Genomic DNA, 20,405 nt, shown 5'->3' with positions numbered 1-20,405 from the left:
GCGGCCCACGCCGCCCCGGGCACTTCGGCCGTTCAGCGTTCCGACAGCTCCGACGGGGCCTCCTGGACCACCCAGCCGTTGCCGTCCGGGTCCTCGAAGGACATGAACGAGTTCCAGGTCTCCCCTTTGCCCTGCGCCCATCCCGTGGCGCCCACGTGGCGGACCGGGGAGACCTCCACACCCCGTCCCACCAGTTCCTCGCGCGCCGCCTCGATGTCCGTGACGCAGAGCTGGAGTCCCTGGAGCGTGCCCGGCGCCATCGCCGACGTCCCCGGGGCCGCGGGCATCCCCTCGATCATCGCGATCGAGCAGCGCGAGCCGGGCGGGGTCAGCTGGATGATGCGGACGCCGGGGGCGACCTCGTCGTCCAGGTCGACGGTGAAGCCGACCTTGTCGGCGTAGAACTCCTTGGCCCGGTCCATGTCGGTGACGGGGACCGGGACGACTTCGAGCGTCCAATTCACTGCGGTTCTCCTCACGGGCTGCGCGGCGGTGCGGGAGCGGCGGGCCCCATTACAGCAGGGCGCGAGGCCGCCGGCGGCGAACTCCCGCGGGACGCGCGGCCCCGTCCGACACCGCGGCGCAACCTTGCTGACCCTGCGTCACTCCCGGGCCGCCGGGATCTTTCGTAAGCTCAGGGCGCCCGGAGAGACCAACTGGGCCCGTGCACCACCGAGTCCGCGCAGGAACCGTCCTCGTGGACGGACCGACCAGGGGAAACACGCATGCTTCTGCCCGTCGACCGACGTCTGGCCGTCAGCGCCACCGCCCTGCTGGCGCTGGTGGCCACCGCCGCGCCGGTGACCGCCGCCCACGCCGCACCCGCCCGTACCGCCCCGGCCGTGCAGGCCCCCGTACCGGCGCCCGACCTCGAAGCGCTGGAGCAGGCCCTGCGGAACACGACCGCCGCAGGGGCGCCGGGCGCGCTGGTGCGCCTGAAGGGGCCCACGGGCGTCCTCACCCGGACCCTGGGCGTACGGGACAGGGACACGGGCGCCGCCATGGACACCCGGGCCCGCTTCCGGATCGGCAGCGTCAGCAAGACGTTCTCCTCGGTGGTCCTGCTGCAGCTGGTGGCGGAGAAGAAGATCGACCTCGACACCCCGGTCAACCACTACCTGCCCGGCCTGCTGCCCGACGACCGGATCACGGTGCGTCACCTGCTGACCCACCGCAGCGGGCTGGCCGACTACACGAACGCGATGTTCGCGCAGACCGTGCCCGGGTTCGAGGCCGTGCGCAACAAGGTGTTCAGCTACCGCGACCTGGTCGGGCTGTCCCTGAAGGAGCCGCGTACGGGCCAGCCCGGCGCGGCCTACCAGTACTCGAACACCAACTTCGTCGTCGTCGGCATGCTGATCGAGAAGGCCACCGGCAACCAGGTGGCCCGGGAGTACGAACGCCGGATCATCAAGCCGCTGGGGCTGCGCAACACCTCGTACGTCCACCCGAGCACCGCCATCAAGGGTCTGCACGCCCACGGCTACCTGCACCCGGACGAGGCGGGCGCGCCCCTGGTGGACTCGACCGAGCAGACGGTGTCGTGGGCCCAGTCCGCGGGCGCGGTGATCTCGGATGCGGCCGACCTGAACACCTTCATGACCGCGCTGCTCGGCGGCCGGCTGCTGTCCGCCGCCCTGCTGGACGCGATGACCACGGTCACCCCGACCGACGCCACCAACACCCGCTTCTACGGTCTGGGCCTGCGCCGCTACGACCTCTCCTGCGGGACGTCGGTGTACGGGCACACGGGCACGGTGCAGGGCTTCTACACCTACGCCTTCGCCGCCCGCGACGGCCGCAGCCTGGCCGCCATGGCGAACACCTCGAACCGGGGCACGGCCAACACCGCCCTGGGCGGCACCCTTGAGGCGGCGTTCTGCGGGAAGCAGCCCGTGAAGGCCGCCGGCCGCGGTTTCGCGGCCACCGCTCCGGCCGAGGTGGACCTCCCGGAGCAGCACGCGCGCTGACACCCCGTCCGTGGCCGGCCGGTCCCGGGCGGGCGCCCGGGACCGGCCGGCGGACGGCGCGCGGGGCAGCCCCGGGACCCGCTGCCCACCGCGTCAGGACGCAGGTGTGTCCGCCGGGTCGGGCCGTGCGCGACCTCGCGGGGTCAGGGGCGCGGGGTCAGTTCGGCCATGGCGTTCCATCCCTGGCCGGGAACCTCGACGTTGATGATCTCCGGGGTGGCGGCGATCGCTCCCGCCATGGCCTCCATGCCGGCCTTGAAGTGCGCGGAGGCCACGTGTGCGGCGCCCGCCTCGGCGTCGGCGAAGGCTTCCAGGAGGGTGAAGCTGTTCGGGTCGTCGACGCTGCGCGACCAGTCGTAGAAGAGGTTGCCTGGCTCGTTGCGGGTGGCGCGGGTGAAATCGTCGACGAGGGCGAGCCAGTTGTCGCTGTGCTCCGGTCGGACGGTGAACCTGACGGCTATGAAAATCATGGCTCCAGCCTCGCAGGCAGGCGCGGGCACCGCACCCGGGACGTGGCCGGATTCCGGCAGGACCGCACTCCGCCCCGCGGCCCGGCCCCAACCGCCCAGGCGCTGAGCGCCGCGGCCCGGGCAGTGTCCGTGAGCGGAGCGTTCGTGTCCACGACGGTGATCAGTCCGCCCCGGTACACGGTGTGGCTCGGTCACGGGCGCGGCGGGCTCCGGGCACCGGAGGTGGCCGCGGTGCAGCCGCGGGATGCGGGGCCCGGTACGTGGCCGCGAGCCGGCAGCCCGTCCGGCGGGCCGGCGCCTGGGCGCTGACCGGCCCGGGCGCCTCGGCCACGGCGTCGAGGAGGCCAGGGCGCCCCCGACGGGCTGCGGGCCGGTCTGCGGCACGGTGTCACCTCCCGCGGCAGTGGGCGCCGCGCGGCGGCCCGCCGACCGTACGGGCCCTGCCGCAACCGTCGGAAAACGGCGGACCCCACGTGACTCCGGTCACTTCGAGTGACGTGTGGGGCATGACGTGCGGGACCTGGGGCACGCGAGGCCCTTACAGTCCACCGCGGGTCCGCCGCGGTGGCGAACCGGAGGTACAGCGCGTCGTGTCGGAACAGAAGACCATTCACATCGCCGGGACCTGGCGGTCCGCCGTCTCAGGGGCGGTCAGGGAGGTCTTGGACCCAGCTGACGCCCAGGTGCTCGCCGTGGTCGCCGAGGGCGGCGCCGAGGACACGGACGCGGCCGTCGCCGCCGCCCGGGCCGCTTTCGACAGCGGTTCCTGGCCCGCTACCCCGGTGGCGGAGCGCGCCGCGCTGCTGCGCCGCACCGCCGACCTGCTCCAGCGCGACCGCGAGCGCATCGGGCTGCTGGAGAGCCGGGACGCGGGCAAGACCCTCGAAGAGGGCCGCGTGGACGTGGACTGTGTCAGCGACGCCTTCCGCTACTTCGCCGACCTCGTCATCGGTGAGGGCGGCGGCCGGGTCGTGGACGCCGGCTCCCGCGACATCCACAGCGTGGTCGTCCACGAGCCGGTCGGGGTGTGCGCCCTGATCACCCCGTGGAACTATCCGCTGCTCCAGGCCAGCTGGAAGATCGCGCCGGCCCTGGCTGCGGGCAACACCTTCGTGGTCAAGCCGAGCGAGATCACCCCGCTGACCACGGTGGCCCTGATCGAGCTCTTGGCGGAGGCGGGCCTGCCGGCCGGGGTCGCCAATCTGGTGACCGGCGCGGGCGACCCGGTCGGCGCCCGTCTGGCCGAGCACCCCGACGTGGACCTGGTGTCCTTCACCGGCGGCCTGGCCAGCGGTACGAAGGTGATGCGCGCGGCCTCGGACACGGTCAAGAAGGTGGCACTGGAACTCGGCGGGAAGAACCCCAACGTCGTCTTCGCCGATGCGTGCGCCACCGAGGACGGCTTCGACACGGCCGTGGACCAGGCCCTCAACGCGGCCTTCATCCACAGCGGCCAGGTCTGCTCGGCAGGCTCCCGGCTGATCGTCGAGGAGTCGGTGGCCGAGCGGTTCGTCGCCGAGCTGGCCCGCCGCGCCGACCGGATCCGCATCGGCCGCGGTACCGACCCGGGCGTGGAGTGCGGCCCGCTGGTCTCCGCCGCCCAGCTCGCGCGGACCGAGGAGTACGTGGCCTCCGCGCTCGCCGAGGGCGCCGTACTGCGCGCCGGCGGACGGCGGCCCGAGGGGCCGGGCTACTTCTACCGTCCGACCGTCCTGGACGGCTGCCACCGCGGGATGCGGGTCATCCGCGAGGAGGTCTTCGGGCCGGTCCTGACCGTCGAGACCTTCCGTACCGAGGCCGAGGCCGTGGCCCTGGCGAACGACACCGAGTACGGGCTGGCCGGCGGCGTGTGGACCGCGGACCAGGGCCGCGCCCGCCGGGTCGCCGGGCGGCTGCGCCACGGCACGGTCTGGATCAACGACTTCCACCCCTACCTGCCGCAGGCGGAATGGGGCGGCTTCGGCAAGTCGGGCATCGGGCGCGAGCTCGGCCCTGCGGGCCTCGCCGAGTACCGCGAGGCCAAGCACGTCTACCAGAACCTCGCTCCGCGCCCCGTGCGCTGGTTCGCTGGCTGAAAGGGCACGAGAGAGATGACCACGAACACCACGCAGCATCCCGACCCCCGACCCGGGCAGGGCCGGGACCGGAGCCAGGAGCAGGAGTACGACTACGTCATCGTCGGCGGCGGCACCGCGGGCTCGGTGATCGCCTCGCGCCTCACCGAGGACCCGGACGTCACCGTGGCCGTCATCGAGGGCGGCCCGAGCGACGTCGACCGTCCGGACGTGCTGACCCTGCGCCGCTGGATGGGCCTCCTCGGCGGGGAGCTGGACTACGACTACCCGACCACCGAGCAGCCCCGCGGCAACTCGCACATCCGGCACAGCCGGGCCCGGGTCCTCGGCGGCTGCTCCTCGCACAACACGCTGATCGCCTTCAAGCCGCTGCCCTCCGACTGGGACGAGTGGTCGCAGGCCGGCGCCGAGGGTTGGCACGCGGCGGCCATGGAGCCGTACTTCGACCGGCTGCTGAACAACGTCGTGCCGGTGGGCGAGGCCGACCGCAACGCCATCGCCTCGGACTTCGTGGAGGCGGCCCAGGCGGCCCTGGGCGTGCCCCGGGTCGAGGGATTCAACCGCAAGCCGTTCCACGAGGGCGCCGGCTTCTTCGACCTCGCCTACCACCCGGAGACCAACAAGCGCTCCTCCGCGTCGGTCGCGTACCTCCACCCGTTCATGGACGAGCGGCCCAACCTGCACCTGATGCTGGAGACCTGGGCCTGCCGCCTGGAGCTGGAGGGCAACCGCGCCCGGGGTGTGCACGTCCTGGCCGAGGACGGCAGCCGGTCGCTGGTGACCGCGCGCCGCGAGGTGCTGGTGTGCGCGGGCGCCGTCGACACCCCGCGGCTGCTGCTGCACTCCGGCATCGGTCCGCGCGCGGACCTGGAGGCCCTGGGCATCCCCCCGGTCCACGACCTGCCGGGAGTGGGCGAGAACCTGCTGGACCACCCGGAGTCGGTGATCGTCTGGGAGACGGACGGGCCGATCCCGGAAAATTCGGCGATGGACAGCGACGCCGGCCTGTTCGTCCGGCGCGACCCGGACTCCCCCGGGCCGGACCTGATGTTCCACTTCTACCAGATCCCGTTCACCGACAACCCGGAGCGGCTGGGCTACGAACGCCCGGCGCACGGCGTGTCGTTGACCCCCAACATCCCCAAGCCGCGCAGCCGCGGCCGGCTCTACCTCACCAGCGCGGACCCCGAGGTCAAGCCCGCCCTCGACTTCCGGTACTTCACGGACGAGGAGGACTACGACGCCCGGACCCTGGTCGACGGCATCAGGCTGGCCCGGAAGATCGCCGCGACCGAACCGCTGGCGGGCTGGCTCCGGCGCGAGGTCTGCCCGGGCCCGGAGGTCACCGGCGACGAGGAGCTGAGCGCGTACGCCCGCTCGGTGGCCCACACGGTCTACCACCCCGCCGGCACCTGCAAGATGGGCGCCCCCGACGATCCGACGGCCGTCGTGGGTCCGGACCTGAAGGTCCGCGGACTCGACGGTATCCGCATAGCGGACGCTTCCGTCTTCCCGACGATGACCGCGGTCAACCCGATGATCGGAGTGCTGATGGTGGGCGAGAAAGCCGCCGAGCTGCTGCGGGGTGGTGGCCGGTGAACGCCGCCGACGGCTCCCCCGTCTTCTCCGTGCAGGGCCTGTGGAAGGTCTTCGGCCCCGACTCCAAGGCCGCGAAGGTGCCCGGCTCCGCCGACGCCGGGCTGAGCGCCGCCGAACTGCGTGAGCGCACCGGCTGCACCGCGGCCGTCCGCGACGTGGGCTTCGAGGTCCGCAAGGGCGAGGTCTTCGTCGTGATGGGCCTGTCCGGTTCCGGCAAGTCCACCCTGGTGCGCTGCCTGACCCGGCTGATCGAGCCCACGGCGGGCACCCTGTCCATCGACGGGGAGGACGTCCTCGCCATGGACGCGGGCCGGTTGCGCGAACTGCGCCGCCACCGCGCCGCCATGGTCTTCCAGCACTTCGGCCTGCTCCCGCACCGCACCGTGCTCGACAACGTGGCCTACGGCCTGGAGATCCAGGGCATGGGCCGCGCCGAACGGCGCGCGCGGGCCTCCGAGATGGTGGCCAAGGTCGGCCTCGACGGGCTCGGCGACCGCCGTCCCGGGCAGCTCTCCGGAGGCCAGCAGCAGCGTGTGGGACTGGCCCGTGCCCTGGCCGCTGATCCCGAAGTGCTGCTGTTCGACGAGCCGTTCAGCGCGCTCGACCCGCTGATCCGCCGCGAGATGCAGGAGGAGGTGGCCCGCCTCCACCACGAGGAGGGCCGCACGATGGTCTTCATCACCCACGACCTGTCCGAGGCCCTGCGACTGGGAGACCGGATCGCGCTGATGCGCGACGGCCGGATCGTGCAGCTCGGCACCCCGGAGGAGATCGTGGGCTCCCCCGCCGACGACTACGTGCGGGACTTCGTCCGCGACGTGCCGCGCGAGCAGGTGCTCACGGTGCGCGGGGCGATGCGCCCCGCCCGGCCCGGCGAGGCCGACCAGGGTCCCGCGCTCGCCCCCGCCACGACCGTGGCCCAGGCCATCGAGGCGGTCGCCCGTACCGGCGGTCCGGCGCGGGTGGTCGACGGCGGCCGGTGCCTCGGCATCGTCGACGACGCGGCGCTGCTCGCCGTGGTCGCCGGGATTCCCTCCCCCCGGACCGCGGAGGTGGCCGCATGAGGGGCCGTACGCAGCCCCCCGTGCTCCCCGCCCCCTGCGTGGGGCGGTGGCGCGGATGAGCACGACCGCCACCTCCGTGCGCGAGCCCGGCGAGCCGGGCCGCCCGGCCCGGACCGCCCGGCCCGCGACGGCCGCCCGGCCGGACGCCGGCGCGCGCCCCGCCAAGGACCGTGCGGCCGCCGGGCGTTCCGGCCGCGCCGGGGCCGGGTCGGCCGGTCTGCAGACCCTGCTCCCCCGCCGGACCGGGCGCACCCTGCTGCCCCTCGCCGTGGCCGCACTGGTCCTCCTGCCGCTCGCGTTCGCCTTCCCGGGCGCCGCCAGCTGGCCCGGGGCGCTGGCCGTGGACCTGTCCGGCCCGCTGGGCCGGGCCGGTGACTGGATCATCGACAACCGGGACGGCCACCCGCTGTTCCTCTACTTCTTCGGCCACGTCAGCAATGCCGTGGTGGTGTCCGTCCGCGCCGTGTACGTGGTCCTGCTGGCTGCCGGCTGGGCCGGGGTCACCGCCTTCGCCGGCCTGGTCGCATGGCGTCTGGCGGGCGTGCGGCTCGCTCTGACCTGCGTGGGCGCCTTCGCCGCCTGCGGGCTGCTCGGCATGTGGGTGCCGACGATGCAGACCCTTGCGCTGATGGCCGTGGCCGTGGCCGCCTCCGTGCTGGTCGGCGGCCTGCTGGGGCTGGCCGCTGGGCTGTCCCCGCGGGCGGGCCGCGCGCTGCGTCCCGTCCTGGACACCATGCAGGTGCTCCCCGCCTTCGCCTACTTGCTGCCGATGGTGCTGGTCTTCGGCATCGGCGTGCCGGCCGCCGTGCTCGCCACCGTGGTGTACGCGGCTCCGCCGATGGCCCGGCTCACCGCGCTGGGGCTGCGCGAGGCCGACGCCGGAGTGCTGGAGGCCGCGCGTTCGCTCGGCGCGACCGGGCGGCAGCGGCTGTTCACCGCGCGGCTTCCGCTGGCGCTGCCGCGGCTGCTGCTCGGCGTCAACCAGGCCGTCATGATGGCGCTGTCGATGGCCGTCATCGCCTCCGTGATCGGTGCGGGCGGCCTCGGCGACCGGGTCTACCAGGCCCTCGCCTCGGTCGACGTGGGCGCCGCGCTCGCCGCCGGCATCCCCATCGTGCTGCTCGCCGTCGTCCTGGACCGCACCGCCGACGCGGCGGGCCGCCGGCTGGCCGCCGACCCGGCCGACCGCAAGTCCCGGCACCTGCTGCGACGGGTGTTCGCGGGCTGGTACGGGCGGCTGCTGACGGTCCTGGCGGCGGTCGCCGTCGCGGTCGCCGGACGGATGGCCGGCACCTCCCTGTGGCCCGGCTCCTGGACGGTGCCGATCGCCGAGCCGGTCAACCGGGCCGTCGCGTGGATGACCGACCACCTCTACTCGGGCGTGCCCGTCGTCGGCGGCACCGCGGACTGGGCGGCCGGCTTCACCGGCTGGGTCCTGGACCCCCTGCGCAGCGGTCTGCAGGCCATGCCGTGGTGGCTGGTGCTCCTGGTGGTCGCCGCCCTCGGGCTGCTCGCCGGTACCTGGCGCAGCGCGCTGACCGCCGTCCTGGCCATGGCCGCCATCGGGGTCCTCGGCGTGTGGGAGCCCTCGCTCGACACGCTCTCGCAGGTGCTCGCCGCGGTCGTCGTCACCCTGGTGCTCGGCTTCGCGATCGCGGTGGGCGCGGCCCGCAGCGAGCGCGCCCAGCGGCTGCTGCGCCCCGTGCTCGACGTGTGCCAGACCATGCCGCAGTTCGTCTACCTCATCCCGGTGGTCGCCCTGTTCGGCGTCGGGCGGGCACCCGCGGCGGCCGCCGCCGTGGTGTACGCGCTGCCCGCCGTCGTCCGCATCACCGTGCAGGGGCTGAGCGGGGTGGACCCCGCCGCCATGGAGTCGGCGCGCTCTCTGGGCGCCACCCGGTCGCAGCAGTTGTGGCAGGTCCAGCTGCCGCTGGCCCGCCCGGCCCTGCTGCTCGCCGTCAACCAGGCGGTGGTCCTGGTCCTGGCCGTCGTCATCATCGGCGGTCTGGTCGGCGGCGGTGCACTGGGTTACGAGGTCGTCCTCGGCCTCGCCCAGGGAGACCTGGCCACCGGACTGGTCGCGGGCGTCGCGATCGTCTGCCTGGGCCTGGTGCTCGACCGCGTCACCCAGCCCGCGAAGGAGGCCTGACATGCCGGACCGACAGCAGCGGCGCTCCCCGCGCCGCCGTACCCTCACCGCCGTGACCGCCGTGGCCACGGCAGCGGGCTGCCTCGCCGCGCTCACCGGCTGCGGCGCTGCCGACATGACCCGCCAGTCCTCCCCGTACGCGGCGGCCCAGGACGCCCGGACCGTCACGCTGTCCGTGCAGTCGTGGGTGGGCGCGCAGGCGAACACCGCCGTCGCCGCCTACCTGCTCGAACACGAGCTGGGCTACCGGGTGGACACCGTGCAGGTGGACGAGGTCCCCGCATGGGACGCGCTCAGCCAGGGCCGCGTGGACGCGATCCTGGAGGACTGGGGCCATCCCGAGCAGGAGGAGCGGTACGTCGCGAAGAAGAAGACCATCACACCGGGCGGCGAGCTGGGTGTGACGGGCCACATCGGCTGGTTCGTCCCCACGTATTTCGCCGAGGCCCATCCGGACGTGACCGACTGGAAGAACCTGGACAAGTACGCGGACCAGCTGCGCACGCCGGAGAGCCGCGGCAAGGGGCAGCTGCTGGACGGTTCGCCGTCCTACGTGACGAACGACAAGGCGCTGGTGAAGAACCTGGACCTGGACTTCGACGTGGTCTTCGCCGGGTCGGAGGCGGCGCAGATCACGCAGATCCGGCAGTTCGCGAAGGAGGGCAAGCCCTTCCTGACGTACTGGTACAAGCCGCAGTGGCTCTTCGAGCGGGTGCCGATGACGGAGGTGAAGCTGCCCGAGTACAAGGAGGGCTGCGACGCCGACCCGGAAGCGGTGGCCTGCGCCTACCCGCACACTCCGCTGCGGAAGTTCCTCAACACCCGCTTCGCCGATTCGGGTGGTGAGGCCGCCGCGTTCCTGAAGGCATTCCACTGGAACACCGAGGAGCAGAACGAGGTGTCGCTGATGATCGCCGAGGAGAAGATGTCGCCGCAGGAGGCGGCCCGGACCTGGGTGGAGCGCAACCGCGACGTGTGGGAGCCGTGGCTGCGCTGATGCGCCGGGCGCGCCGCGCCGCGCACCCGGGCCGCGCAGGCCGCGGGGTGTCCGAACGGGCCGAGGCCGCCGCAACCCCCCGGGGGGTTGCGGCGGCCTCGGCGCGTCGCGGTGGGCCGGTTACTCGGCGGACACCTTCAGCAGCTTGTTCGGGGTTCCGGCGCTGGGGTTGGTGATCTTGCCGGAGGTGGCGCCGGCGGTCAGGGCCTCGGCGACCTGCGCCGGGGTCGCGTCCTTGTGCCCGGCCAGGTACAGGGCCGCCGCGCCGACGACGTGGGGGGTCGCCATGGACGTGCCGGAGATGGTCTTCGTACCGGTGTCGCTGTCGTTCCACGCGGAGGTGATGTCCGAGCCCGGGGCGTAGAGGTCCACGACGGAGCCGAAGTTGGAGAAGTCGGACTGGGTGTCCTCCTTCGTGCTGGAGGCCACGGTGATGGCCTCCTTGACCCGGGAGGGCGAGCCCTGTCCGGCGTCGGCGGATTCGTTGCCCGCGGCGACGGCGAAGGTGACGCCGCCGGTTATCGCCCTGCGCACCGCCTCGTCGAGGGCCTCGTCGGCGCCGCCGCCGAGGCTCATGTTGGCGACCGAGGGACCGCTGTGGTTCTGGGTGACCCAGTCGATGCCCGCGACGACCTGCTCGGTGGTGCCCGAGCCGTTGTCGTCGAGCACGCGGACGGCGACGACCTTCGCCTTCTTCGCGACGCCGTGCTCCAGGCCGGCTATGGTGCCGGCGACGTGCGTGCCGTGGCCGTTCCCGTCGTCCGCGCTCTGGTCGTTGTCCACGGCGTCGAAGCCGTGGGTGGCCCGGCCGGCGAAGTCCTTGTGGGTGATGCGGACTCCGGTGTCGATGACGTAGGCGGTCACCCCGTCACCGCCGGCGTCGGGATAGGTGTACTTCCGGTCCGCTGCCGTGGCTTCCTGGTCGATGCGGTCCAGGCCCCAGGAGGGCGGGTTGGGCTGGGTGGTGTTGAGGGAGAACTTCTTGTTCTGGACGACCTTGCCCACGGCCGGGTCGGCGGCCAGGCGCTTGGCGTCCGACTCCGAGAGGCCCGAGGCGGAGAAGCCGTTGACCGCGGAGCCGTAGGTGCGCCGCAGCTCGCCGCCGTACTTCTTGGCGAGCGCCTGCTTGTCCGCGCTCTTGTCGAGCATCACGATGTAGCTGCCGCTGAGCGCGCCCGGCGCGCCGAGCCCGTACACCGTTCCTTCGGCCGGAGTCGTCGCACCGGCGAAGGGGGACATGAGAATGCCGACACCGGCGACGGTCGCGGCCCCCGTGAGGACGGCCGTGATCCGGATCCCGCGGGACCGGGTGCGTGCATGCCTGTGAGTTGACATGGGGGAAGTGCTCCTCGTGTTGACGTGTGGGGCGTCAAAAGCGCTGGCGCGCTGAACCCCCAGGAGCCGGAAAATCTCCGGGGGTTGGTTCGAAACCCTGACCGATTCACGGGAGCGATTCAAGGTCGCCCGGACCCTCTGCGTTATTCAACAAGGTTTCTTAAGGAGACCTCCTCGTCGGCTCCTCAGAAAGATCACACTCTCCTGATCTTCTGCACACATGCGGCACTTCCCGTGTGCGCCAGCGAATGTGGAGCTGATTGTTCTCAACTTCCCTTCGGCGCCGTGGGACGTGAGGGGTCATCAGGAGGGGTGGGGCGGCGGGCGGTCCTCGCCGAGGTGAGCCGGTCCACCACCTCGGCGAGGTCCTGGCACGCCTGCTCCAGCCGCAGCCGGATGTTGATGCGCTCCGTGACGAGCGCCGAGAGCAGCAGGGAGGTCAGGGCCGCACTGCCGTTGAGGGCCTGGAGGTTCACCATGCCCTCGGTCATGGTGTGGGAGGCGAAGGGGCCGACGAGGTCGACGGCCGCCGCGTTGGCCAGGACGGAGACCAGCAGCACGCAGGGGGCGCTGCCCGCGAGCTGGAACCGCAGGGCGGCCCAGATGAGGACCGGGAAGACCAGGAACAGCAGCGCCAGTTCGCTCCGGGTCGCCAAGACCGTGCACACCACCGCCGTCACGCCCAGGGCGGCGGCCTCCCCCCACCGGTAGGTGTCCCTCGGCACCCGGGCCCTGCGCAGGACCAGCAGCAGCGGCGTGACCACCAGGACGCCCATGGCGTCGCCGGCCCACCAGGTCCACCACCCGGTCCAGAACTCACTCGCCGGCATCTTGCCGGTGGCCCGCAGCAGCCCGGCCCCGACGGTGGCGCTGATCAGCATCGGCGCCAGGCCGCCGAGGAAGACCAGGGCGACGCCGTCCCTGAGGCGGTCCATCGTGGTGCGGAAGCCGGCGCGGCGCAGCAGCAGGCAGGCGCAGACGGGAGCCAGGGTGTTGCCCGCGGCGATGCCGAGGCCGACGGGGTCGAGGGTGCCGATCCACAGGATCACGAGGCAGGCGCCGAGGGCGATCCCGGGCCAGATGCGGAGCCCGAGCCAGAGCAGGCAGGCGACGGCGATCCCGGTGGGCGGCCACAGCGGGGTGACGACCGCTCCGTCCATCACCACCTGCTGGAGCAGGCCGATCCGTCCGCCGAGGTAGTAGGCGCCCGCCACGGCGAGGATCCGGAGCACGGCCAGGCACAGACGTCGGAAGCCCTCGGTGCGCATCACTGCATCAGACAGGAGCGGCCGCGCCGCCCGCGCGTGACACGCCCTACGGGGTCACGGGGTCCCCCCGCTCACCCCGTCCGGCCGTTCCGGGCGGCGGCCCGCCGGCGGGGCCGCGGCGTGGCTGAGGACCAGGACGGCGGCGTCGTCCACGTGGCCGGTGGAGTCGGCGACCTTCATCACCTCGGCGGCGAGCTCGCCGGGGTCGCCCCCGGCGCCCGCCCTGACCGCCTCGGCCACCCGTTCGAGCCCCGCCTCGATGGGGAAGGCCGGGCCTTCGACGACCCCGTCGGTGATCAGGACGAAGGATCCGGCGGCGGCGAGCTTGCGCCGGGTCACCGGGTAGTGCGCCTCGGCGAGCATGCCCAGCGGGAGCCCGCCCTCGTCCTCGGTGAGCCCGTGGCGGCCGTCGTCCGTGGCCCAGACCGCGGGCACGTGGCCGGCGCGGGCGCTCTGGATCTCCCAGGTGACGGGGTCGAAGCGGAGGAAGGTGCAGGTGGCGAATAGGTCGTTCTCCACGGAGAGCAGCAGGTCGTTGGCCCGGCTGAGGACCTCTCCGGGGTCGGCGGCGGCCGCGGCCACGGCCCGTACGGCGATCCGGACCTGGCCCATGAAGGCGGCCGCCTCGACGTCGTGGCCCTCGACGTCGCCGATGGAGAAGCCCAGGGCGCCCTCGGGGAGCAGGAAGCCGTCGTACCAGTCGCCGCCCACGCTCAGTCCATGGCGGGCCGGCGCGTACCGGGCGGCGGTGCGCAGCCCCGGCAGGGCGGGCACCGAGCTGGGGAGGATCTCCCGCTGGAGGGCCTCGGCGAGCTCCACCCGGGCCTGGTGGAACTCCGCGCCCTCCTTGGCCTGCGCCGTGAGCCGCCCGAGCCGGGCCAGCAGGTCGTCGGCGCTCGCCGACCGCGTGGACCGATGGGGGGTCATGGACCGCTCCGGGGTGCGTGCGACGGACGTCAGGCTCCGGGCCCTGACTCCAGGGCCCCGTTCATCATATTTCCGCAGCCTGCCGACCACATCCCGGCAGCTGTCGTCACGGTGCGTGAGCGCCGGGTACGGCCCGCCCCGGCCCGCCGGCTCGGCCGGACGGCCGCCTCCCGCAAGGGGAGGCGGCCGTTCAGGATGCTCGGCGGCGCTCAGCGGGCGGGGGATCCGGCCGCTTCGAGCGCGGTGCCCGTGCACGTGCCGAAGGCCCGGCGGTGGTAGACCAGCGGCGGCTGCGGCCGGGTGTCGGCGTACTCCACCGCACCCTGGACGATGACGTGGTCCCCGCCCGGCGTCAGGGCGGCCACCCGGCACGCCATCCAGGCGGGAACCCCGGGAAGCCTCGGCACGCCGCCCTCGTCGGTCAGCGGGATCCCGGCGCCCTTGTCCCGTCCCTTCGCGGCGAAGGCCCGCGCCCAGTCCTCCTGGCCGTCGGCCAGCACGTTGATCCCGAACCGGCCGGACCGCCGGATGACGGCCAGCAGCTCCGAGTCCTCGGCGAGGGCGACCATGACCAGCGGCGGATTGCGGGAGAGGGAGGCGACCGCGCTGACGGTCGTCCCGTGGACCCGCGCCCCGTCATAGGCCGTGACCACGGTCACGGCGCAGGGGAAGGCAGCCATGGCGTCGCGGAAGCCGGCGTCGTCCACCGCGGGCGGGGCCGGCGCGGGCGCCCGCGGGGCCGGCGCGGCGCCGTGGTCCGGCCCGGTCACGCGGCCGCCCCCCGGCGTCGGAGCAGCTTCGGCCCGGCCACCGCCAGGACGGCGCCCACCAGCATGAACAGGGAGCCGATCAGCTGGCCCGTGCCGATGGACTCGTCCAGGAGCACGAAGGACAGCACCGTGCCGGACACCGGGACCAGGAACATCAAGACGGAGGCGGTCGTGGGTCCGACCTGGCGCACGCCGCGGTAGAACAGCGCGTACGCGACCGCCGTGGGGCCGAGGACCAGGAAGGCCATCGTCCACCAGAAGCTGCCGGAGAGGCCGCTCCAGGCCACGTCGCCCACGTCCGGCACGGCGAGCGCGGCCAGCATGAGCGAGCCGAAGGCCATGGAGTAGGCCGTGGCCCGGACCGGCTCGATCTGCACCAGGATCCGCTTGCCGATCATGGTGTAGGCGGCCCAGCCCACGGCGGCGACCACATAGGCCAGCTCGCCCAGCAGCCGGTCCCGGCCGCCGCCGGACTCGGCGACGCCGAAGAAGAACAGCACCGCGCCCGCCGCGCCCGCGGTGAGGCCCGCGACCCGGTGCCACTGCGCCTTCTCCCAGCGCAGCGCGAGCGCCGCGGCCGTGGTGAGGATGGGGCTCAGGATGGGCACGATGATGGCGCCGTCCACGGCCGGGGCGTAGGTGAGGCCGAAGAACAGGACGGCGTTGTAGACGAAGACGCCCAGGAAGCCCGCGATGGCCAGCGGCCGGATCTCGGACCCGCGGATGCCGGCGCGCCCGGGCAGCAGCAGCGGCAGGATCAGCAGGAGCACGAGGGCGCCCGACCCGAACCGGAGGGCCGCGGCGACGCTGTGGGGTATGTCCTCCACGACGATCTTCGAGACCACGAAGCCGCTGCCCCACAGCGCCATGGTGACCAGCAGGGGCGGCAGGGGGTGGTTCCAGCCGCCCGGGGCCCGGCCCGGGGCGGCTGCGGCCGGGGCCCCGGCGCCCTTCGCGTCAGTGGACACGGGCGGCTGCCTCGGGCTGCTCGGGCAGGCTGCTCAGCGACGCGGCCAGCTCCTGCGGGGACAGTCCGCTGTCGTCGAGGGCCCCCTGCAGGTGGGCGTCGTAGGCCGCGAGGTCGAACTGGCCGTGCCCGCTGAGGCAGAACAGGATGACCGGGTCGGCGCCCGCCGCCGTGGCCCGCCTGGCCTCGACCACGGCGGCGTGCACGGCGTGGGCGGACTCGGGCGCCGGGATGATGCCCTCGGCGCGGGCGAACTCCAGTCCGCTGGCGAGGACTTCGTTCTGGCCGTAGGCGACGGACTCGATGGTGCCCGCGGAGTACAGGGAGCTGACGATCTTCGCCGTGCCGTGGTAGCGCAGGCCGCCGGCGTGGATGGCGGCCGGGGAGAAGGCGTGTCCCAGCGTGTACATCTTCTGCAGCGGGGTGGCGCGCGAGGAGTCGGTGTAGTCGTAGCGGTAGACCCCGCGCGTCAGCTTCGGGCAGGCGGTGGGCTCCACGGCGATGCACCGGGGGCCCTGGCCGCCGCGCAGCCGGTCGCGCAGGTACGGGCCCGCGAGCCCGCCGAAGTTGCTGCCCGCACCGAGGCTGGCGATGACCACGTCGGGCTGCTCGCCGAACGCCGCCATCTGCTCCTGCGCCTCCAGGCCGATGACGGTCTGGTGCAGCAGTGAGTACGACTCCCCGCTGCCCGTGGCGAACCGGCTTCCGCTGTCGCGGCGCGCGTCCTCCAGCGCCTCCGCCATGGCGATGGCGAGGCTGCCGCCGGTGCCGGGGTGCGCGGCGAGCGCCTCGCGTCCCGCGTCCGTGGCCGGGGTGGGGCTGGGGACGACGGTGGCGCCGAGCATCTCCATGACCACGCGCCGGTAGGGCTTGGCCTGGTAGCTGTTGCCGACCATGTAGACGTGGCATTCGAGGCCGAAGGCACGGCAGGCCGCTGCCAGGGCGGTGCCCCACTGGCCGGCGCCGGTGGCCGTCACCAGGCGCTCGGCGCCCGCCTGCTTGTAGTAGTAGGCCTGGGCGAGGGCGCTGTTCAGCTTGTGGCTGCCGCTGACGTTGCCGCCCTCGTACTTGTAGTAGATGCGGGCGCTGACGCCGAGTTCGGCCTCCAGCTTCTCGGCCCGGCGCAGCGGGGTGGGCCGGAAGCTCCGGTAGTGCTCCAGGACCTCGGCGGGGATGGCGATGTCGCTCGCCTTGCTGAGCTCCTGGCGCACGAGCCCGGTGGGGATCTGCGGGTTGAGTCCGGGGCGGCCGCCCGGAGCGGGCATGTCCGGGGCGATCGGCTCCGGCAGGTCCGGGATGATGTTGTACCAAGTGGTGGGGATGCCGGTCATGTTCAGACTCCCTTGGCAGCCGCGACGGCGTTCTGCGCGTAGCTGACGACATCGCCCAGGGTCGCCTTGCGGACCTCGGCGAACAGCTTGTCCGCGAAGGCGACGCCCAGCTCGTCCTCGACGGCGATGAGGCCCTGTACGTAGGCCATGGAGCCGACCGGCAGCTCTTCGGAGCCGATCTCGGCGGTGAGCGCGACGGACGGGTCCAGGTCGAGGCCGGCGGCCTCGGCGAGGTGGCGGATGACGAGCTCGGGGAGCTGCTGGTCGATACCGGTGTTCGGCATGGTGGTCCTCTCGTACGGGTGGTTCCGGAAAGTGGTCAGGTGTCCCGGCCGTCGGCGGCGAGGGGCGCCGGAGCGGCGCTCTCGGCCGCGGCCAGCTCGTGCAGGGCCGCCACCAGCGGCCCGGTGCGCGCCGGGCCGGGGCGCCGGAGCGACAGACGGGCGAAGCGGATCATCATGGGCAGGCGTGCCCAGTCGGCCGCCAGCGCGGTGAGCCGCTCCACGGCGGCCGCGTCCGGCGCCGCGCCCGTCCGGCCCTGCCAGGTCGCGTAGCGCAGGTGCAGGGCGCGCTGGCGGGCGGCGGTCCAGATCTCGTCGGCCTGGACGTAGCCGTCCTCGTGGCCGCCCAGCCGCTCGAAGTGGCCGGCCAGCGCGTGCAGGGCGTCCGCCGCGCGGAGCCAGCTCTGCGGGCGCGGGTCAGGGCCCGGCGGGGCGTCCGCGGGGCCCCGTACGGCGAACCACTGGTGGCCGGCGTACAGGTCCGCGTCGTCCTCGTCCCCGAAGGCGTGCCGCTCCTGGAGCAGGAACGGCAGGGTGAGTTCCGGTACCCGGCGGCTCCAGGCGCGCAGCCCGTCTCCGTCGGTCCATCCGCTCCAGGCGCTCTGGTCCCCGAGGTCGTCGGCGGCCCGGAAGTCGTCGCGGACGTGCCAGCGGCCGTCCCCGTACCCGTCGACGACGAACCAGTGCGGCGCGTGGCGCTGTTGGTGGGCGGTGAGCCAGGGCAGGTTGTGGGCGTCGCCCACGACGACGACCGCGCCGGAGGCCGCGTACTCCGCGGCGATGCCGGCCAGGGCCCCGTCGGCGTCCGCTGCCCCGCGCCGCACGAGGGGCAGCGGTCCCCGGGCGGCGCGCAGTCCCGCGGGCAGGTGGCGGAAGGCGTGGACGCCGTCCGCCTCGGTCCGCAGGTCCAGTGGGCAGGAGCTGCCGAGGGCGGAGAGCCAGTCCCGGCCGGTGGCGTCCAGGTAGGCCGCGAGGGCCGATCCGTAGCAGGAGAGCAGTTCGCCGTCCACGGGCGGCGCCTGGGGCCCGGTCCGGGTCCCGGCCGCCGGGCCCGTCCCGGGCGCACCCGCTCCCGTCACCGTCCCCGTCACCATGCGTACTCCCGGTCGTTCGTCCCGGCGGGCGCGGTCGCCACGGCGAGCGCGAGGTCGCGGCGGCTGTCCAGGCGCATCCACCGCACGGTCCCCCAGGCGCCCCGGTCCCCGGCGCCGTCGACGGGGATCTGCCAGGGCCGGCCGGACAGCCCCGTGCCGACCGCCTTCGCGCACGCTTCCTGGACGGTCCAGGTACGGGTGAAGCGGCGCGCCCGTTCGGTCCCGTGGAGGTCCGCGAGGCCCTGGTAGGAGGGCAGGGAGGCCCAGCGGCGCAGGGTGGCGGCCTTCGGCTCGGTCACCGGCTCGACGTCGATGCCGACGCTGGTCCCCAGGCTGACCGCGACCGCGGCCACGCCCCCGCTGTGGGAGACGCTGGTGCCCAGCTCCGGAGCCTGCACGAACCGCGGCGGGCCGCCGGCGGTGTCCTCAGCGGGCGTCAGCTCCCGCGCGGGGCGGCGCAGCGCCTGGGCTGCGGCGCGGCGCAGCAGGCTCCGCCCGAAGGCGAACTCCGCGCGCCGGCCGGGGGCCATGCGGGAGGCGGCCGCCAGCTCGGCGGGGCCGAGCCACGACAGGTCCGGGTCGGCGGGGATCGGGCCGAGGAGCGTGTGCACCTCGGCGTCCCCGAGGCGCACGGATGCGTGCACCACGCCGTCAGACAAGGCGCACCTCGGGATCGAGGAGGGTCAGCGTGCCGTTGGCGGTGGTGAGTCGGTCGTTGGAGTAGTTCAACCGCGCCGACTTGAGGTCACGGAACAGCCGTTCCGCGGGAATGGCGGAGCTGCGCATGTAACCGTGCCGCAGGCCCAGCAGGTCCATGAGGCGGTCGGCGGCGTCCATGAGCGTCTCCGAGGCGAACACCTTGAGCCCGTTGAGCCGTAGTTGGACGGGGGCGGCGCCGATGTCGCCGCCGGTCAGCCGCAGGTCCTCGATCTCCCGCACGACCTGGCCGAGGAAGGCGTCCACCGCGTCCACGGCCAGCCTGATCCGGGCGATGCGGTCCAGCACCAGCTCGGAGCGGAGGTTGAAGTCCCGGCGCTTGGCCGGGTCGCGCAGCATGGTCAGGGTGTCGCGCAGCACCCCGCAGACGGCTCCGAGCCAACTCGCCGACCAGCCGATGTGGGCGGCCGGGGCGAAGACGGCGCCGGAGATGTCGGCGAACGCGCCCGCCTCGCCGACCTGCTGGTCGGCGGGCACGGTCCCGTGCAGGGTCATGGCGACGCTGTGCGTGGCGCGCATGCCCATCGGGTTCCAGCCGTCGCGCCGGGTGGTCTGCAGCTGCCCGCGGTCGGCGTAGACCAGGGTGACGGCGTTCGAGGAGGCGTCGGCGGCGTCCCGCATGGTGATGAGGAAGCCGTCGGCCTGGACTCCGCCGGTGACGATCGGGGCCTCGCGGTGGATCAGCAGGTCGTCCGTCGCACGGTCGAGCGCGGCCCCGGCAGAGGTCAGGTGGCCGCCTTTGCCCGCCTCCGAGGTGACGGAGGCGATGTAGACCTCGCCCCGGGCGATCCGCGGCAGCAGCCGGCTCTTGAGGCCGGGGGTCGCGTACTCGGCGAGGGTGACGACCTGCTGGCAGTGCATGGCCCAGATCAGGGCGGCGGACAGCGAGCCGCGGCCGAGTTCCCGGGCGACGGCCGCCATGTCGGCGAGCGAGCCGCCCAGGCCGCCGTACTCGACGGGCACCGACAGGCCCATGAGGCCCGAGGCGCGCAGCGCGTCGAGCGCGGCCACGGGGAAGGAGGCGCTGTCGTCGGCCTCCGCGGCGGTGGCCCGCAGCACCGGGAAGAGCTCCCGGGCCAGCTCGGTCGGGGTGGCGGTGGGCACGGGGCGCGCCTGTGCGCTGGGGGCGCTCACGCGGAGACCCCGTCCCGTGCCTGCTCCAGGGCCGCGCGCAGGCCGCCGAGGCTGTGGAAGGTGTCGGGCCGCAGCGCCGCGTCGGGCAGGTTCACTCCGAAGGTGTCCTCTATGTCGAAGAGCACGTCCACGGCCCGCATGGAGTCGAGGCCGAGTTCCGCGAGGGGGGAGTCCTCGGTGATCGGGGTGTCCTCGGCGAGCTCCGGCAGGTGGCGGCGGAGCAGTGCGACGAGTTCGGGGTCGGGGGTGGGCATGGT

The 20,405-nt window shown here is 73.8% G+C and carries 19 protein-coding genes; 6 read left to right on the top strand and 13 right to left on the bottom strand.

What is annotated here, in order from left to right; genetic code table 11:
* Positions 1–32: 32 nt before the first annotated feature.
* Entirely contained in the window at positions 33–464 is a 432-nt protein-coding gene (locus ACLJTM_RS07185) for a VOC family protein (RefSeq protein WP_411102565.1), read from the bottom strand.
* A gap of 261 nt (positions 465–725) precedes the next feature.
* Between ACLJTM_RS07185 and ACLJTM_RS07180 the strand changes: the two genes are divergently transcribed.
* Positions 726–1,970 (top strand): serine hydrolase domain-containing protein, encoded by a 1,245-nt coding sequence (locus ACLJTM_RS07180; protein WP_411102564.1) that lies wholly within the window; start codon positions 726–728, stop codon positions 1,968–1,970.
* Between the two features lie 143 nt (positions 1,971–2,113).
* On the opposite strand, the gene ACLJTM_RS07175 is transcribed toward ACLJTM_RS07180, so the two are convergent.
* Entirely contained in the window at positions 2,114–2,440 is a 327-nt protein-coding gene (locus tag ACLJTM_RS07175) for a putative quinol monooxygenase (protein WP_411102563.1), read from the bottom strand.
* 590 nt (positions 2,441–3,030) lie between these two features.
* Between ACLJTM_RS07175 and ACLJTM_RS07170 the strand changes: the two genes are divergently transcribed.
* From ACLJTM_RS07170 to ACLJTM_RS07150, 5 genes are read left to right on the top strand one after another with little or no spacing between them, the layout of a single operon-like run.
* Positions 3,031–4,515 (top strand): aldehyde dehydrogenase family protein, encoded by a 1,485-nt coding sequence (locus ACLJTM_RS07170; protein WP_411102562.1) that lies wholly within the window; start codon positions 3,031–3,033, stop codon positions 4,513–4,515.
* Positions 4,516–4,530: 15 nt separating this feature from the next.
* Entirely contained in the window at positions 4,531–6,114 is a 1,584-nt protein-coding gene (locus ACLJTM_RS07165; protein WP_411102561.1) for a GMC family oxidoreductase, read from the top strand.
* Positions 6,111–7,178, top strand: coding sequence for a quaternary amine ABC transporter ATP-binding protein (locus tag ACLJTM_RS07160; protein ID WP_411102560.1), 1,068 nt, complete (start codon positions 6,111–6,113; stop codon positions 7,176–7,178). The genes ACLJTM_RS07165 and ACLJTM_RS07160 overlap by 4 nt, the downstream gene beginning before the upstream one ends.
* Positions 7,179–7,233: 55 nt before the next feature.
* Complete coding sequence (locus ACLJTM_RS07155) at positions 7,234–9,327, top strand: ABC transporter permease subunit (protein WP_411102559.1); 2,094 nt, start codon at positions 7,234–7,236, stop codon at positions 9,325–9,327.
* A 1-nt stretch (position 9,328) separates the two neighbouring features.
* A complete protein-coding gene (locus tag ACLJTM_RS07150) occupies positions 9,329–10,324 on the top strand; it encodes an ABC transporter substrate-binding protein (protein WP_411102558.1) in 996 nt (331 codons plus the stop codon).
* A 120-nt stretch (positions 10,325–10,444) separates the two neighbouring features.
* On the opposite strand, the gene ACLJTM_RS07145 is transcribed toward ACLJTM_RS07150, so the two are convergent.
* The 11 genes from ACLJTM_RS07145 to ACLJTM_RS07095 form a co-directional block, all read right to left on the bottom strand.
* Positions 10,445–11,659, bottom strand: a complete 1,215-nt coding sequence (locus tag ACLJTM_RS07145; RefSeq protein WP_411102557.1) for a S8 family serine peptidase — start codon at positions 11,657–11,659, stop codon at positions 10,445–10,447.
* Positions 11,660–11,925: 266 nt separating this feature from the next.
* Positions 11,926–12,930, bottom strand: a complete 1,005-nt coding sequence (locus tag ACLJTM_RS07140; protein ID WP_411102556.1) for an MASE1 domain-containing protein — start codon at positions 12,928–12,930, stop codon at positions 11,926–11,928.
* Positions 12,931–12,981: 51 nt separating this feature from the next.
* Positions 12,982–13,854 carry a PP2C family protein-serine/threonine phosphatase gene (locus tag ACLJTM_RS07135; protein WP_411102555.1) on the bottom strand — a complete coding sequence of 291 codons (873 nt, stop codon included), beginning with the start codon at positions 13,852–13,854 and terminating at the stop codon, positions 12,982–12,984.
* Between the two features lie 209 nt (positions 13,855–14,063).
* Positions 14,064–14,624: a flavin reductase family protein gene (locus ACLJTM_RS07130; RefSeq protein ID WP_411102554.1), complete on the bottom strand. Its 561-nt coding sequence runs from the start codon at positions 14,622–14,624 to the stop codon at positions 14,064–14,066.
* On the bottom strand, positions 14,621–15,592 hold the full coding sequence (locus ACLJTM_RS07125; RefSeq protein WP_411102553.1) for a DMT family transporter: 972 nt from the start codon (positions 15,590–15,592) through the stop codon (positions 14,621–14,623). Before ACLJTM_RS07125 ends, ACLJTM_RS07130 begins: the two co-directional genes overlap by 4 nt.
* On the bottom strand, positions 15,582–16,922 hold the full coding sequence (locus tag ACLJTM_RS07120; protein WP_411102552.1) for a TrpB-like pyridoxal phosphate-dependent enzyme: 1,341 nt from the start codon (positions 16,920–16,922) through the stop codon (positions 15,582–15,584). Before ACLJTM_RS07120 ends, ACLJTM_RS07125 begins: the two co-directional genes overlap by 11 nt.
* 2 nt (positions 16,923–16,924) lie before the next feature.
* Complete coding sequence (locus tag ACLJTM_RS07115; protein ID WP_411102551.1) at positions 16,925–17,206, bottom strand: hypothetical protein; 282 nt, start codon at positions 17,204–17,206, stop codon at positions 16,925–16,927.
* Between the two features lie 35 nt (positions 17,207–17,241).
* Positions 17,242–18,297 (bottom strand): hypothetical protein, encoded by a 1,056-nt coding sequence (locus tag ACLJTM_RS07110; RefSeq protein WP_411102550.1) that lies wholly within the window; start codon positions 18,295–18,297, stop codon positions 17,242–17,244.
* Positions 18,291–18,944: a 4'-phosphopantetheinyl transferase family protein gene (locus ACLJTM_RS07105; protein ID WP_411102549.1), complete on the bottom strand. Its 654-nt coding sequence runs from the start codon at positions 18,942–18,944 to the stop codon at positions 18,291–18,293. Before ACLJTM_RS07105 ends, ACLJTM_RS07110 begins: the two co-directional genes overlap by 7 nt.
* Before the next feature lie 4 nt (positions 18,945–18,948).
* Positions 18,949–20,148 (bottom strand): acyl-CoA dehydrogenase family protein, encoded by a 1,200-nt coding sequence (locus tag ACLJTM_RS07100; RefSeq protein WP_411102548.1) that lies wholly within the window; start codon positions 20,146–20,148, stop codon positions 18,949–18,951.
* A complete protein-coding gene (locus ACLJTM_RS07095) occupies positions 20,145–20,402 on the bottom strand; it encodes a phosphopantetheine-binding protein (RefSeq protein ID WP_411102547.1) in 258 nt (85 codons plus the stop codon). The genes ACLJTM_RS07100 and ACLJTM_RS07095 overlap by 4 nt, the downstream gene beginning before the upstream one ends.
* Between the last annotated feature and the right edge of the window lie 3 nt (positions 20,403–20,405).

Source organism: Streptomyces sp. cmx-4-9, assembly GCF_046548835.1.
Classification (GTDB): domain Bacteria; phylum Actinomycetota; class Actinomycetes; order Streptomycetales; family Streptomycetaceae; genus Streptomyces.
This window is presented reverse-complemented; position numbering and strand designations above follow the sequence as displayed.

What these genes read in the sequence shown, in the direction of transcription:
- ACLJTM_RS07150 (WP_411102558.1), top strand. Translation starts at nt 9,329, where the DNA reads ATGCCGGACCGACAGCAGCGGCGCTCCCCGCGCCGCCGTACCCTCACC.
- ACLJTM_RS07115 (WP_411102551.1), bottom strand. Translation starts at nt 17,206, where the DNA reads ATGCCGAACACCGGTATCGACCAGCAGCTCCCCGAGCTCGTCATCCGC.
- ACLJTM_RS07175 (WP_411102563.1), bottom strand. Translation starts at nt 2,440, where the DNA reads ATGATTTTCATAGCCGTCAGGTTCACCGTCCGACCGGAGCACAGCGAC.
- ACLJTM_RS07145 (WP_411102557.1), bottom strand. Translation starts at nt 11,659, where the DNA reads ATGTCAACTCACAGGCATGCACGCACCCGGTCCCGCGGGATCCGGATC.
- ACLJTM_RS07110 (WP_411102550.1), bottom strand. Translation starts at nt 18,297, where the DNA reads ATGGTGACGGGGACGGTGACGGGAGCGGGTGCGCCCGGGACGGGCCCG.
- ACLJTM_RS07155 (WP_411102559.1), top strand. Translation starts at nt 7,234, where the DNA reads ATGAGCACGACCGCCACCTCCGTGCGCGAGCCCGGCGAGCCGGGCCGC.
- ACLJTM_RS07180 (WP_411102564.1), top strand. Translation starts at nt 726, where the DNA reads ATGCTTCTGCCCGTCGACCGACGTCTGGCCGTCAGCGCCACCGCCCTG.
- ACLJTM_RS07095 (WP_411102547.1), bottom strand. Translation starts at nt 20,402, where the DNA reads ATGCCCACCCCCGACCCCGAACTCGTCGCACTGCTCCGCCGCCACCTG.
- ACLJTM_RS07120 (WP_411102552.1), bottom strand. Translation starts at nt 16,922, where the DNA reads ATGACCGGCATCCCCACCACTTGGTACAACATCATCCCGGACCTGCCG.
- ACLJTM_RS07135 (WP_411102555.1), bottom strand. Translation starts at nt 13,854, where the DNA reads ATGACCCCCCATCGGTCCACGCGGTCGGCGAGCGCCGACGACCTGCTG.
- ACLJTM_RS07165 (WP_411102561.1), top strand. Translation starts at nt 4,531, where the DNA reads ATGACCACGAACACCACGCAGCATCCCGACCCCCGACCCGGGCAGGGC.